The organism is Tenacibaculum aiptasiae, assembly GCF_008806755.1.
Lineage (GTDB): Bacteria > Bacteroidota > Bacteroidia > Flavobacteriales > Flavobacteriaceae > Polaribacter > Polaribacter aiptasiae.
The window spans coordinates 105,573-119,834 of sequence record NZ_WAAU01000014.1 but is presented as its reverse complement, the minus strand read 5'-3'; the positions used below and the strand labels follow the sequence as shown (position 1 = coordinate 119,834).

The following is a 14,262-nucleotide window of genomic DNA, read 5'->3' as shown; positions in this document are numbered from 1 at the left end:
CACAAGCATTCGTTGTTACTTTGGATTAAATTTTTTGACAAGTGAAAATCGAACAGTTATATACCAAATGTTTAGCAGAAGCCACCTACTATATATCGTCAAACGGTGAAGCTGCCATAATAGATCCATTAAGAGAAATAACTCCTTATTTAGAAATGCTTAAAGCTGATAAAGCTGTATTGAAATACATCTTTTTAACACATTTTCATGCCGATTTTGTTTCTGGTCATGTAGACTTAGCCAAAGCAACTAACGCTACTATTGTGTATGGTCCAACTGCTATCGCTGATTTTGAATTTTATCAAGGAAAAGACAATGAGATATTTAAAATTGGTAATACTACTATACGTTTACTGCATACTCCGGGGCATACTCTAGAATCTTCATCATATCTGTTATATGATGAATCCGACAAAGAACATTGCTTATTCTCCGGTGATACTTTATTTATAGGCGATGTTGGTAGACCTGATTTAGCTGTAACTTCAAATGTTTCAAAAGAAGATTTAGCAGGTAAACTATTTTCTTCCTTACATGATAAAATCATGACACTTCCTGAAGATATAATTATCTATCCAAATCACGGTAAAGGTTCGGCTTGTGGAAAAAATATGAGTTCTGAAACTTACGACACTCTTGCTAATCAAAAATTAGTAAACTATGCTTTAGACCCTAACTTATCTAAAGACGAATTTATTAAACAAGTATTGGACGGTTTATCTACTCCCCCTCAATATTTTCCGAAAAATGCTTCCATGAACAAACAAATTAATAAACCAATAGATTTAATAATAAAAGACAGTCTTCAAGCTATTTCCTTAGATGATTTTATAGATTATACAACTCATAAAAACGCACTCATATTAGATGTTAGAACTACTAGCGACTTCATAAAACATCATATTCCTAATTCTATTTTTATTGGACTAGAAGGTAGTTTTGCTCCTTGGGTTGGAGAACTTATAAAAGACATTAATCAGCCTATTATCATCGTTGCTCCTAAAGGCAAAGAGGAAGAAACTGTAATTAGATTAGCAAGAATTGGTTATGATAATGTTTTAGGATATTTAGAAGAAGGAATAAGCTCTTGGTTAAAAAGCAAATACGATACCGAATCAATTGATTGTATAGATGCTGATTCTCTACAATTACTTGAAAATAATTCTTTTGTTGATGTAAGACGTCTTGGAGAAATAAATGACAACTCTGTTAAAAAAGCTATTCATTTACCTTTAAGTAATATTCAAAGTCAATTCAACAAACTAGATAAAAACCAACCTTATTTTATATACTGTGCTGGCGGATATCGTTCGGTAATTGCTATTTCAATTTTAAAACAACATGGATTCTCTAAATTAACTAATATTAATGGGGGATTTTCTGAAATTTTAAAAAGTACAATTCCACTTGAGAAATGTAGAAAAAACTGCCCTACTTGTCTTTGTCATTAACAAAATAAAAAAAGCTTCACATTTCTGTGAAGCTTTTGCTTAGTAGCGGGAACAGGACTCGAACCTGTGACCTTCGGGTTATGAGCCCGACGAGCTACCTACTGCTCTATCCCGCGATTTGCGGTTGCAAATATACAGCTTTTTATTCTTTATCACCAAACAAAAAGTAACATTTAAATTAATAAAACTGTTAACTACAACAAGAACAGCCATATAAAAAACAAACATTTCTAACTTAAAACAGCTTATCTTTGCAACATGACACATAAAGCAGGATTTGTAAATATTATCGGGAACCCAAACGTTGGAAAATCAACTTTAATGAACGCATTGGTTGGTGAGAAACTATCAATTATTACTTCTAAGGCACAAACAACCCGACATAGAATTTTAGGAATTGTAAATAATGAAGACTATCAAGTCGTTTTCTCAGATACTCCTGGAATTATTAAACCTGCCTATGAGTTACAAGCTTCTATGATGGATTTTGTAAAATCTGCTTTTGAAGATGCTGATGTTTTAATTTACATGGTAGAAATTGGAGAAAAAGAATTAAAAAACGAAGCATTCTTCAATAAAATCATTAATAGCAAAATTCCAGTTATACTACTATTAAATAAAATTGATAAGTCTTCACAAGAAGAAGTTGAAGAAAAAATCGCCTATTGGAGAAACAAAGTGCCAAACTCATTTGTTTATGTAATTTCAGCGTTAGAGAAATTTAATGTTGAAACTGTTTTTTATAAAATTATAGAATTACTTCCTGAAGCTCCACCTTTTTATCCAAAAGATCAATTAACAGACAAACCTGAACGTTTTTTTGTGAATGAAAAAATTCGTGAAAAAATTCTTCAACACTACAAAAAAGAAATTCCATATTCAGTTGAAGTAGAAACAGAGGAATTTGTAGAAGAAGAAAAAATCATAAAAATTCGTGCTGTAATTATGGTTGAACGCGAAACCCAAAAAGGTATTATTATAGGTCATAAAGGAACAGCTATAAAACGTGTAGGTACTGAAGCAAGAAAAGATTTACAGCAGTTTTTTGATAAAAAAGTGTTTTTAGATCTATATGTTAAAGTAAATAAGAACTGGCGTTCTAATGAAAGACAATTAAAACGATTTGGTTATAAAGATTAACCTTTTACTTCTTTTAATAGTTTCTTTGTAAAATCTTTCAGTTCATCCATTTGCTTTTTCCCTGTAGCTTTACCTATTGAACCTACAAAGTACAATAATACCCAAACTATAGGTAATACAACCAACATTACAATAGGTAATATTGACGATTTGTTTAACGACCAATTACTGTAAGCAATAATTCCGAAAATTAGAAAAGCAGTAGCCACAAAAAAATGCAAAAACATAAAGAGTGTCCATACTTGAGGTTTTGGGCCAAACAACCCTTTAACTTTAGAAGTTAAATCAGTTACATCTTCAATTTCAATATGTAATTGTGGTGACCAAAAGTGATTTTCTTTATCAGGAACATCAATTACTAAATGATTGTCCACGAGTTTAGTTCTATACCTTGATACTTCAGATAAATTTTTTTTAATCTCACCCAATAAAGCCTGTGAATTCATCTCAAATTCAATTTGAAATCTCGGTTTTAGAAAAACCTGATTATATAATTTATCATCCATATCTAATATATTATTTGCCTACAATTTAGTAAAAACATTATACTATATGAAATTCTTATAAAGTTCATACTGTAAATTGTATCTTTGCACAAATTTTTGCAAAATGAGTAGTATTGTTGCCATAGTTGGTAGACCCAATGTAGGAAAATCCACTTTATTTAATAGGTTAGTACAACGCCGTGAGGCTATTGTAGATTCTGTAAGTGGTGTTACAAGAGATCGTCATTACGGTAAATCTGAGTGGAACGGAAAAGAATTTTCTGTAATCGATACTGGAGGATATGTAGTAGGATCAGATGATATTTTTGAAGGAGAAATACGTAAGCAAGTTCAATTAGCTATTGATGAGGCTGATATTATTGTTTTTGTAGTTGATGTGGAACAAGGAATTACTCCTATGGATGAAGCTGTTGCAAAAATATTACGCCAAGTAAAAAAGCCTCTTTTTATGGCTGTAAATAAAGTAGATAATGCGATGCGTGATGCTGATGCTGTTGAATTTTACAATCTTGGTTTAGGTGATTACCATACAATTTCTTCAATAAACGGAAGCGGTACAGGAGATTTATTAGATGCTGTAGCTGAAGCGCTTCCTGAAGAAGAAGAAACTTCTGAAGATGAATTACCTCGTTTTGCTGTGGTTGGAAGACCTAATGCAGGAAAATCTTCTTTTATCAATGCTTTAATTGGTGAAGACAGAAACATTGTTACAAACATAGCTGGAACTACACGTGATTCTATTGACACAAAATACAACCGTTATGGTTTTGAATTCAATTTAGTAGATACTGCAGGTATTAGAAAAAAATCGAAAGTAAAAGAAGACTTAGAGTTTTATTCTGTAATGCGTGCTGTACGTGCCATTGAACATTGTGATGTTGCCATTTTGGTTGTTGATGCTACTCGTGATTTTGAAGGTCAAGTTGAAAAAATATTTTGGTTGGCTGAAAAAAACAGAAAAGGTATTGTTATACTGGTTAACAAATGGGACTTAATCGAAAAGGAAACAAATACAATGCGTGATTTTGAAGCGCATATTAGAAAGAAAATTGCTCCTTTCACTGATGTTCCAATCGTATTTATATCTGTATTAAACAAACAACGTATTTTTAAAGCTATTGAAAGCGCTGTTGAAGTTTACGAAAATAGAAAACGCCGTATTAAAACAAGTAAACTAAACGAAACCATGCTGGAAATTATGGAGCACAACCCTCCTCCAGCAACGAAAGGAAAGTATATAAAAATCAAATATTGTATGCAACTACCTACGCACACACCACAATTTGCATTTTTCGCCAATTTACCTCAATATATTAGAGATCCTTATAAACGTTATTTAGAAAACCAATTACGTGAACACTATAACTTTAATGGTGTACCTATTAGTATCTATTTTAGACAAAAATAGGTTTAACATAAATTAACTTTTTTAAAAGTAGTTTTTTCATTCCTTTGTACATAGCTCATAACTTGCTACAAAAACTATGAAAAAACTACTTTTTATTTTGAGCTTATTTCTTATTGGAAATATTTCGGCTCAATCTTATCAATTTAAGATTACAGGAAAAATTAATTCTTTTAAAGAAAAGAAACCAATAGAAGCAGCAACTATCCATTTAGAAAGAGTTAAAGATTCTTCCGTTATTTCTTACACGATTTCTAACGAAAAAGGAAACTTTTCCCTAAAAGGCAAATCGTTTCATAAAGATTTAAAACTGTTTATTTCTTTTGTAGGAATGGATAATTACACCAAGCTAATTTCATTAGATAAAAAAACAGACTTCAACCTAGGACTTATCAATATAAAAGAAAGTAGCAATTTATTAAACGAAGTTATTGTTAAGTCTAGAGCTCCTATTACAATAAAAAAAGATACTGTAGAATTTAATGTCAAATCTTTTAAAACAAAAAAAGATGCTAATGTTGAAGATTTATTAAAAAAACTACCTGGTGTTGAAGTTGATGAAGAAGGAAAAATAACTGTAAATGGAAAAGAAGTAAATAAAATTTTAGTTAATGGAAAACCTTTTTTTGGAAATGACCCTAGTATAACAACCAAAAACTTAACTAAAGAAATTATTGAAAAAGTTCAAATTACTGATACAAAATCGAAATCTGAAGCATTCACAGGGGAAAAAGGTGATTCAGAAAGCAAAACAATTAACCTTACCATAAAAAAAGAGAATAATAAAGGTTGGTTTGGTAGAATATCAGCCGGTGGAGGAACAGATAAACGCTATGAGGCAGCCACAATGGTTAATCGCTTTGACAATAATAAACGATTTAGTGTTCTTGCTAGCTCAAACAACATTAATTCACCTGGTTTTAGTTTTGGTGAGATTCAAAAAATGTTTGGAGGCGGTGGTAGTACATGGATTAACGGAAATGGAAGCTTTAGCATCAATGGAAGAAATTTTGGTGGTGGAAGTGGAATTATAAAATCAAAAACTGCTGGAGCTACATATGCAGATGAATATGGAAAAGAACTAGACATTAATGCTAATTATTTTTATTCAGGAAGTACCTCTAATAATAAATCGAGAAATAATAGAGAATACACTTTACCTGACAGAAAATATTTTACAACATCTTCATCAAATTCAGATAATGAAAATCATAACCATAGCATAGATACTGAATTGGATATAGAAATAGATTCTACTTTTCTCATAAACATAAAGCCTTCTTTTGTTTATAATAAAAGAGAAGGTAACAATAGTACACAAGAAGAATCTTTAGACGAAAATAAAATACTAACTAATAGTTTTACTAGTAACTCATACTCAAAATCTGTAGCTAATAATTTTAGGAATAAAATAGACATCACAAAAAAGTTAGGAAAAAATGGTTCATTCATTAAAGCCTATATTATTAATCAAGTAGATAAATCTGATTCTAAACACTTTAATAGATCTACAATCAATATTTTGGGAACTAATCCTAGTATAGAAAATAGAGATCAAAAAAGTACAACAACTAACAATTTAAATAGATTAAATTCTAAAATTACCTATAGGCTTCCTATAATAGCTAAAAAGTTCTTTTTAGACACGAAATATACTTTTACACAAGATGAAAGAGATAATAAAAGAGGAACCTTTGACTTTAATAACACAACTCAACAATATTCAGATTTTAATCAAGATTTAAGTTCTGATTTCACATATAATAATATTGTTAAAACACCAGCCTTAGAATTAATATACAATACAAAAAAATGGCGTTTTAATATTGAAACAGGATTAGTAAATAGAACCCTAGAAAACAAGGATAAACTTCGACCAAATTTAAGCTTAAAAAGGGAATTTAATAACTTATCATTAAGATCTAACTTCAGATATAGGTTTGATTCTAAAGCCTCATTGTCTTTTAACTACCGTATAAACAACAGAGTCCCAAACCTTAATCAACTACAACCGTTTTCTAATGTAAACAATCCTTCAAATATTATTACAGGAAACCCAGAATTAAAACCTACACAAAATCACAGAATGTATATTAATTTTAACAAATTTAATTGGCAGGCTGGGACAGGAATTTGGTTTTATATTAGTGGTAGTGTATTTAAAGACCAAATTGTTTCTAACACAACAATAGATGCTGATTTACGTAGAAATACCACTTACGAAAATATTGATGGAGGTTACGATATTTGGAGTGGTGGTAATTATACTAAAAAAATAAAACTAGATTCTATTACTAGCTTAAAACTTAGAGCTGGTGCTAACATAAGCGCTTATAAAAACTTTAATATTTTAAACAGTGTAAAAGAAGGAGCAAGAACTACAGCACTTAGACCAAATCTTGGAATTACCTTAAACTGGAACAAGTTAGTTTCTATAGAAACTAGATATGACATCTCTTTTTCAAAAACAAAATACGATATCAACACCAATCAAAATCAAGACTTCACTAGACATTCATTACGAATATTAACAAGGACAAATTTCCCCAAAAAGCTTGAATGGAGAAATGATATTAGATATACTTATAATCCAAATGTAATTGACTTTAATAAAGCTGCTTGGTTTTGGAATGCAACATTAGCATACTCGGTTTTAAAAGACAAGGGTACCATTAGTTTAAAAGCATATGACTTACTAAATCAAAACACAAATGCACAACGTAGAGCAATATCTAATTATGTAGAAGACTCACAAAGTACCGTTTTACAACAATATTTTATGTTAGGGTTTAGTTGGAAATTTAATAGCCTAGGTAAAAAAGGAAAAGTTAGAGAATATGATTTTCATTTCTAAAAAACAACTATAATTACAAGAGCCATTATTGTTGAAATAATGGCTTTTTAATGTTTTATATAGCATTTTCGAAAGCAAAACAACCAAAAAACGACAAACTGTATACAATTTCGTAAATTTGCATATAGAAAGAAAGGAAACAAATGAAAATAAGGCAACCAAAAGATTTAAAGAACGTAGAACTACCAATGCAACTTCAAGTTAGCTTTGAAAAGATCTACCAAATGATTAGTGGTTTTGCTAGTGAAGAACAGAAAGACCACCCTTATCATGCTTCGGCAAACATTATGGTAAAGGAAATTCAAAAGTACCCAGAACTTATTACCGGATTTTCTGACTTGTCTTTATTAAAAAAGTATGAAGACATCATAGATCTTTTATTAGAGAATTTATTCCCTATTATTTTAACTAATAATGAGATAAAAGCCGCTACAATGCCTTTTACTTTCACTTCTTTTAAATTCACTGAGAGATTTGAAAACATTATTCAAAACGCTGGGGAAGATTATGATTTAAGAATTAGAGATTTTGAAGAAGGTACCATGTATATTATGGCTTGTACTCTAATTTTAGGATTAGTGTATAACACTCACATTGATTTAAAAAGACCTTTTTTCTTTGATATACCTGATAAAACAGCAGGAATCACAAAACATTATCGTGTTGCTTTTAACGGCGATTTCATGGAAATAACCCCAACTGAAAAAGCACCAAAACTTACAGAAGAAGATATCAAAATATTGTTAGATAATTTTGACAACCCTGATGTTTGGAGAGAAAAATTCCCTCCGAATTCGTATATATTCAAAGGCTTTGGCATCATGAATTTGTTTGATGTAACTGCTGACGAAACAATCTCATCTATCAGAAATACTTTGTTAGAAAAGCATGACGATAGTATTAATGAAAAACTTCAAAAAGACTTACGTGAATTTTTCAATATTAAAGATTTAACTACTGGGTTTTCACTTTTTGATACATCTCATTCTAAATTAGAGTCAACACGTATAAAAAAATCTGAAAGCCTAATTTTAAATGACGAATGTGCAATTAATTGCGATCTTTTTTTCTGTGATTATATTTTAGAAAAAGTTTTTCATCAAACAGAAACGATAGCCATTTCAGATGTTGAAAAATATGGTAGACAGTCTGATCAAAATTTCTTTTACAAACGTTTAAAAGAAAAAAACATTGGAAGTATTTTACTAATCCCAATAAAAGCCTCTAACAGTAACGATCTTGCTTTAATAGAAATTGCTTCTCCAAGACCTTATGAATTAAATTCATTAAATCAACAAAAATTAAAAGATTTAATTCCAGTTTTCGAAGCTGCTATTGAGCGTTCTGCTGATGAATATCAAAATGTTTTAGAAGCAACCATTCAGGAACATTACACTTCTATTCATCCTTCAGTAAAATGGCGTTTTTATGAAGCAGCTGAAAATTATCAGACTGATATCTTCAACAAAGAAGAAGATATTAAACTAGACCAGATTGTTTTTGATAACGTTTATCCTCTTTATGGGCAATCTGACATTAAAGGATCGTCTATAGCTAGAAACAATGCTATAAAAGAAGATTTAACAACTCAGCTTAACTTAGGGATTTCAGTTCTAAAAGAAGCTTGTAAATCTGAAAAACTACCTATTTACAACGAATTAATGTTCCGCATTAAAGAATACTCACATGAGGTAGAAATTGGATTAAAAGCTGGAGACGAAATTGGTATTTTAGATTTTTTAAAACGAGAAATATATCCTGTTTTTAATCATATCAAAGAAATAAACAGTGAGTTACATTCCTTAGTAAACACTTATATGGATCGTTTAGATCCTAATTTACAGGTAGTATATGAAAAACGTAAAGCTTACGAACATAGTGTGACTTTATTAAACAATAAACTTGCTAAGTTTATAGACTCTAAACAAGAAGATGCACAAAAAATGTTTCCTCACTATTTTGAACGCTATAAAACTGATGGTGTTGAATACAATATGTATATAGGACAGTCTTTAACAAAGACAAGAAAGTACGACGACTTATATCTATACAACTTAAGATTATGGCAATTACAAGTTATGTGTGAAATGGAAAACGTTGCACATACTGCACGTAAATCTATGGAACACGATTTACAGGTAGCCTCATTAATTTTAGTGCATAGTAATCCGTTAGCTATTAAATTTAGAATGGATGAAAAGCAATTTGATGTAGATGGTGCTTACAACATTCGCTATGAGATTATAAAAAAACGTATTGATAAAGCACATATAAAAAACACAAATGAACGTTTAACTGTTCCAGGTAAGATAGCTATTGTATACTCTCAAGATAAAGATGCTGATGAATACTTAAAATACATTAAGTATTTACAGTCTAAAAATCAATTAGGAGAAATTGAAAAATTAGAGTTAGAAGATCTACAAGGAGTATCTGGTTTAAAAGCCTTACGTGTTGAAGTTATTTATCAAAAAGAATTTGACAGTCAAAAAACAATCACAATAGATCAATTAATGGATGAGTTTAAAGCATAAACTCATCCATTTTATTTTATGAAGCAGCAGCAGCTACTTCTTGTATTTGAAACGCTATTGCAAATGCCATTACACTTACTATGATACCAATCATAAATACAGTGTACGTAGTTCTTAACAATTTATACTTTCTGTTTAAAACCAATCCTAAAAAGTATAAGTCTTTGGTAAGTGAACCATACAAATAATCGCGATCTTTCATCATTTCATCCATAGCCCATTCAAATTCAGGTAATTTCATTTGATGAAAATTTCCAAAGAATAATAAATTCACCTTTTTATTCGCTACGTCTTCTTTTGTAAACTTGCCTTCAGTTACATTAGGTCTTGTTGCCATTACCGATAAAATAATAGACGCTACAGTAAATGCAATAAATACTATTGAAGGTATTATTAAATAATGATTTGACGGATTATCTAACTTAGGAATCAACGTAGATAATGCCATAGAAATAATAATAGCATTAACTGATAATAAAATATTAGCTTTTGTATCGGCAATATCACTTAAAGTTATATGATTTCTTAAAGCTACACGAAACATGGTCTCAATACCTCTTTCTGGTAACTCAACCTTATTTTTTTTAAAATCTAGCTCGTCTTTTTTCTGCTTAAGCTTAGTATTCTCTTGCTTTATTTTTTTCTGAGTTTTTAATAATTGAGCTAGGTTTTTACTTTCGGTCTTACTCCAATTTTTAGCAGCAAAATCTGTGTAAAAACGATGCTTAGTCATAAACTTAATATTTTCTTCATTCCATTCAATATCAGAAACAACATGATCCTTAGTTAACTCCCACTCTTTTCTTAATAAAGAAGTATAATCACTAAAGTTCTTACTTCCTAAATGCGCGCAGTCCGCATCGCGAATTATTTTTTCTCCTTCAGTTTTAGGCTTAGTTCCCATCTTGGTTGCCATTATTAAACCAGAAACCTCAGCAATAATAGCTTCAGAAACACTTTTCCCTTTAAGAAAACTTTCAGCTATTTTCACACTTTCTTCCTCATGATTATCCATAGATACAGTATATCCAGTATCGTGAAACCATGCTGCTAAAATTAAATTATTAGCAGAAGCCTCTTCAACTTTTAACCCTTCAATCAATTCTTTAGTTTTTTCAACTACGCGTTGCGTATGAAAAAGGTTGTGATATACAAATGAAGGTTTCAACTTTTCATTCAAAAAGTTTACTACAAAATTCTCCGCTTCAATTAATAAATTTTCCATCAAAAAGGTTTTTGCTAAATTAAAAATAATATTTAACTCTAGTTAAACGTAAGTTTATTGAGTTTAGTACGACTACCTTATTGTTAAATGCTTTAAAATATAGTACAAGATCAAAATTATAATTGATTATGTACTATATTTTTTGTTCAAAATTTTCATATTTTTAATTAAAACAGAAAGGACTATAATATGCTAACTTGGAACAACATTATTCATTTTGCTGTCAATGGAAATCCAACTCCAAATAAAAGAGTTGAAAAAACTGAAGCTGAATGGCAACAACTATTAACTCCAGAACAATTTAGAATTACACGTTTAAAAGGAACTGAACGTCCTTTTTCAGGTGAATTGTGTTCTGTTTATGACGAAGGACAATACAACTGTATTTGCTGTAACACTCCTTTATTTGATTCAACAATTAAATTTAACTCAAGTTCAGGATGGCCTAGTTTTACACAGCCTATTAAAGAAAACGCTATACAATACCATCGCGACACCACACTTGGAATGGTACGTGTAGAAGTTTTATGCAACACTTGTGACGCTCATTTGGGACATGTTTTTCCAGATGGCCCTGAACCAAGTGGATTACGTTATTGTATTAACTCAGAATCTATGCAACTAGAAATGGAGGACAACAATGGAAAATAAAGACATACAAATCGCCACTGTTGGTGGTGGTTGTTTTTGGTGTACTGAAGCAGTATTTCAAGAAATAAAAGGAGTTCTAAAAGTTGTGTCTGGTTATTCAGGAGGAAATGTACCTGGACACCCAACTTATAGAGAAGTTTGCTCTGGTTTAACAGGACATGCAGAAGTTATACAAATAACTTTTGATGCTGATATTATTTCGTATCAAGAAATATTAATCATTTTTATGACAACGCATGATCCTACAACACTAAATAGACAAGGTGCAGATAGAGGAACTCAATATCGATCGGTGATATATTATCATAATGATGAACAAAAAGAAATCGCTGAAGTAGTTTCAAAAGAGGTTGCTCCTTTTTATGAAAACCCAATTGTTACAGAGATAAGCCCTTTAGCTACTTTTTACGAAGCAGAAAAGGAACATCAGGATTATTACGCTAGAAATCAATCACAAGGGTATTGCAGTTTTGTTATTACACCAAAGTTGTCAAAACTCAGAAAATTACATGCAGATAAACTGAAATAGTATGGTTAAATTATACGGAGCACAACGTTGTCATAAGACACAATACTATCAAAATTATTTAAAAACGCGTAACATAAGTTACGCGTTTTTCGATGTTGAAAAGAACGAACTATATGCTGAAGAATTGCGCAATTTATACGAAAACAGAAGGTTAAACTTCCCTACAATTACCATTGGTAAGAAAAGACTTAGAAATCCGACAGATAAAGAGTTAAACAAATGGTTACAAAAACTAAAATAGCATTTGGAGGAGGTTGTCATTGGTGCACAGAAGCCGTGTTTCAATCTTTAGTAGGCGTAAATAACGTAGAACAAGGTTTTATTGCTTCTACTAATGAAGATAATACATTTTCAGAAGCAGTTATTGTACACTTTAATCCAGAAGAAATTTCCTTAGAAACATTAATTGAAATTCATCTTCATACACATAAGAGCACATCACAACATTCAATGAGAAAAAAATACAGATCGGCAGTTTATGTATTTTCAAAAGAACAAAAGTTAGATGCTACTCAAATAATAAAAAGTCTACAAAAAAGCTTTCATCAAAAAATAATTACACAGGTATTAGATTTTGTAGAATTTAAAGCTTCAGATGAAAGGTTAATAAACTACTACTATTCAAATGCTAAAAAACCTTTTTGTGAAAAATTTATCAACCCAAAACTAAAAACACTTTTAGCTAATTTTTCTAAACATGTAAATAGAAATAAGCTAAATCATGCAAGTCCATCATTATGAGAATAACAAAACTTAATATTACCAATAAAAAAGGTTACAAGCTACAGGCTTATTTAGAACTACCAGTAAATCAAAAACCTAATTACTATGCCATTTTTGCACACTGTTTTACTTGTAGTAGTACTTTAGGAGCTGTTAAAAACATTAGTCGTTCTCTAACAAAACACGGTTTTGGAGTCATCCGTTTTGATTTTACAGGTTTAGGAAGAAGTGAAGGAAACTTTTCTGAAAGTTACTTTTCAGCAAACGTTGATGATCTTATTGCTGTAAACAACTATATAACCGAGCATTTTGAAGCTCCATGTTTATTAATAGGACATTCATTAGGTGGTGCGGCCGCTATTGTTTCTGCTTCTAAATTAGAGAATATAAAAGCGGTAGCTACTATTGGAGCTCCTGCAGATGTAGCACATGTAAAACATTTATTTTCTCACGGAATTGAAAATATAGAAAATGAAGATTCAGTTGAAGTAAATATTGGAGGAAGACCTTTTAAAATTAATCAAGAGTTTGTTTCTGATTTCGATAAAATCAACCTAGCAGAGGTTACCAAATCACTCCGCAAACCTATATTAATTTTACACTCTCCTGTAGATACAATTGTAGGGGTTAATAATGCTCAAGAACTTTATTTAAACGCTCATCATCCTAAAAGCTTTATTAGCTTAGATAATGCTGATCATTTATTATCTGACCCAAAAGACAGTATCTATGCAGGTAATGTTATAGGGACATGGGTAGCTCGTTATTTTCCTCAAAAAGAAAATACAATGCTAGAAACTAAAGGAGAGCAGCTAGTTGGTCATTTAAATTTGGTAGAAGATAATTTTACAACAACAATTCAATCTAAGAATCATACTTTAATTGCAGACGAACCTGCTTCTGTAGGAGGTGATGATTTTGGTCCTTCTCCTTACGAATATTTAAACGCTGGACTAATTGCCTGCACAGCTATGACTTTGAAATTATATGCAGAACGTAAAAAATGGGATTTACAAGAAGTCTTTGTTTATGTTACTCATTCAAGAAAACATAGTGATGATTTAGGAATTGAAATAGAAAAACCTACATACCTAGATCATATTAGTAAAAAATTAAAATTTGTTGGCAATTTAGATGAACAACAAAAAGAACGATTAAAAGAAATTGCTTCTAAATGTCCGGTACATAAAACTTTAGCCAGCCAAGTAATTTTTAACACAACAATCATAGAAAATTAACAAATT

12 protein-coding genes and 1 tRNA gene are annotated in these 14,262 nt (G+C 30.5%); 10 read left to right on the top strand and 3 right to left on the bottom strand.

Annotated features, from left to right (window positions below):
- Positions 1–41: 41 nt before the first annotated feature.
- Positions 42–1,451 (top strand): MBL fold metallo-hydrolase, encoded by a 1,410-nt coding sequence (locus tag F7018_RS10175; RefSeq protein ID WP_150899959.1) that lies wholly within the window; start codon positions 42–44, stop codon positions 1,449–1,451.
- Between the two features lie 43 nt (positions 1,452–1,494).
- Here the strand turns inward: F7018_RS10175 and F7018_RS10170 are convergent.
- Positions 1,495–1,567, bottom strand: a tRNA-Met gene (locus F7018_RS10170).
- Positions 1,568–1,709: 142 nt separating this feature from the next.
- Between F7018_RS10170 and era the strand changes: the two genes are divergently transcribed.
- Positions 1,710–2,591, top strand: coding sequence for a GTPase Era (gene era, locus F7018_RS10165; protein ID WP_150899958.1), 882 nt, complete (start codon positions 1,710–1,712; stop codon positions 2,589–2,591).
- Here the strand turns inward: era and F7018_RS10160 are convergent.
- Complete coding sequence (locus tag F7018_RS10160; RefSeq protein WP_150899957.1) at positions 2,588–3,097, bottom strand: ABC transporter ATP-binding protein; 510 nt, start codon at positions 3,095–3,097, stop codon at positions 2,588–2,590. The two genes, era and F7018_RS10160, sit on opposite strands and share 4 nt — an antisense overlap.
- A gap of 103 nt (positions 3,098–3,200) precedes the next feature.
- Between F7018_RS10160 and der the strand changes: the two genes are divergently transcribed.
- The 3 genes from der to F7018_RS10145 all read left to right on the top strand — a co-directional run bounded on the left by der (position 3,201) and on the right by F7018_RS10145 (position 9,890).
- Positions 3,201–4,505 (top strand): ribosome biogenesis GTPase Der, encoded by a 1,305-nt coding sequence (gene der / locus F7018_RS10155; RefSeq protein ID WP_150899956.1) that lies wholly within the window; start codon positions 3,201–3,203, stop codon positions 4,503–4,505.
- Between the two features lie 76 nt (positions 4,506–4,581).
- Positions 4,582–7,356: an outer membrane beta-barrel protein gene (locus F7018_RS10150; RefSeq protein WP_150899955.1), complete on the top strand. Its 2,775-nt coding sequence runs from the start codon at positions 4,582–4,584 to the stop codon at positions 7,354–7,356.
- 143 nt (positions 7,357–7,499) lie between these two features.
- A complete protein-coding gene (locus F7018_RS10145; protein WP_150899954.1) occupies positions 7,500–9,890 on the top strand; it encodes a GAF domain-containing protein in 2,391 nt (796 codons plus the stop codon).
- A gap of 16 nt (positions 9,891–9,906) precedes the next feature.
- Here the strand turns inward: F7018_RS10145 and F7018_RS10140 are convergent, their stop codons facing one another.
- Positions 9,907–11,115 (bottom strand): Pycsar system effector family protein, encoded by a 1,209-nt coding sequence (locus tag F7018_RS10140; RefSeq protein WP_150899953.1) that lies wholly within the window; start codon positions 11,113–11,115, stop codon positions 9,907–9,909.
- A gap of 189 nt (positions 11,116–11,304) precedes the next feature.
- Here F7018_RS10140 and msrB point away from each other — a divergent pair, with 189 nt between their 5' ends.
- From msrB to F7018_RS10115, 5 genes are read left to right on the top strand one after another with little or no spacing between them, the layout of a single operon-like run.
- Positions 11,305–11,766 (top strand): peptide-methionine (R)-S-oxide reductase MsrB, encoded by a 462-nt coding sequence (gene msrB / locus F7018_RS10135; RefSeq protein ID WP_150899952.1) that lies wholly within the window; start codon positions 11,305–11,307, stop codon positions 11,764–11,766.
- Positions 11,756–12,295 carry a peptide-methionine (S)-S-oxide reductase MsrA gene (msrA, locus tag F7018_RS10130; protein ID WP_150899951.1) on the top strand — a complete coding sequence of 180 codons (540 nt, stop codon included), beginning with the start codon at positions 11,756–11,758 and terminating at the stop codon, positions 12,293–12,295. Before msrB ends, msrA begins: the two co-directional genes overlap by 11 nt.
- A 1-nt stretch (position 12,296) precedes the next feature.
- Positions 12,297–12,536: a glutaredoxin family protein gene (locus F7018_RS10125; protein ID WP_150899950.1), complete on the top strand. Its 240-nt coding sequence runs from the start codon at positions 12,297–12,299 to the stop codon at positions 12,534–12,536.
- Entirely contained in the window at positions 12,515–13,036 is a 522-nt protein-coding gene (locus F7018_RS10120) for a peptide-methionine (S)-S-oxide reductase (RefSeq protein ID WP_150899949.1), read from the top strand. Before F7018_RS10125 ends, F7018_RS10120 begins: the two co-directional genes overlap by 22 nt.
- Entirely contained in the window at positions 13,033–14,256 is a 1,224-nt protein-coding gene (locus F7018_RS10115; RefSeq protein WP_150899948.1) for a bifunctional alpha/beta hydrolase/OsmC family protein, read from the top strand. The genes F7018_RS10120 and F7018_RS10115 overlap by 4 nt, the downstream gene beginning before the upstream one ends.
- Positions 14,257–14,262 lie beyond the last annotated feature (6 nt).

Excerpts from the sequence above, each read along its gene's own strand:
- era (WP_150899958.1), top strand. The coding sequence starts at position 1,710 with ATGACACATAAAGCAGGATTTGTAAATATTATCGGGAACCCAAACGTT.
- F7018_RS10160 (WP_150899957.1), bottom strand. The coding sequence starts at position 3,097 with ATGGATGATAAATTATATAATCAGGTTTTTCTAAAACCGAGATTTCAA.
- der (WP_150899956.1), top strand. The coding sequence starts at position 3,201 with ATGAGTAGTATTGTTGCCATAGTTGGTAGACCCAATGTAGGAAAATCC.
- F7018_RS10150 (WP_150899955.1), top strand. The coding sequence starts at position 4,582 with ATGAAAAAACTACTTTTTATTTTGAGCTTATTTCTTATTGGAAATATT.
- F7018_RS10145 (WP_150899954.1), top strand. The coding sequence starts at position 7,500 with ATGAAAATAAGGCAACCAAAAGATTTAAAGAACGTAGAACTACCAATG.
- F7018_RS10140 (WP_150899953.1), bottom strand. The coding sequence starts at position 11,115 with ATGGAAAATTTATTAATTGAAGCGGAGAATTTTGTAGTAAACTTTTTG.
- msrB (WP_150899952.1), top strand. The coding sequence starts at position 11,305 with ATGCTAACTTGGAACAACATTATTCATTTTGCTGTCAATGGAAATCCA.
- msrA (WP_150899951.1), top strand. The coding sequence starts at position 11,756 with ATGGAAAATAAAGACATACAAATCGCCACTGTTGGTGGTGGTTGTTTT.
- F7018_RS10125 (WP_150899950.1), top strand. The coding sequence starts at position 12,297 with ATGGTTAAATTATACGGAGCACAACGTTGTCATAAGACACAATACTAT.
- F7018_RS10120 (WP_150899949.1), top strand. The coding sequence starts at position 12,515 with ATGGTTACAAAAACTAAAATAGCATTTGGAGGAGGTTGTCATTGGTGC.
- F7018_RS10115 (WP_150899948.1), top strand. The coding sequence starts at position 13,033 with ATGAGAATAACAAAACTTAATATTACCAATAAAAAAGGTTACAAGCTA.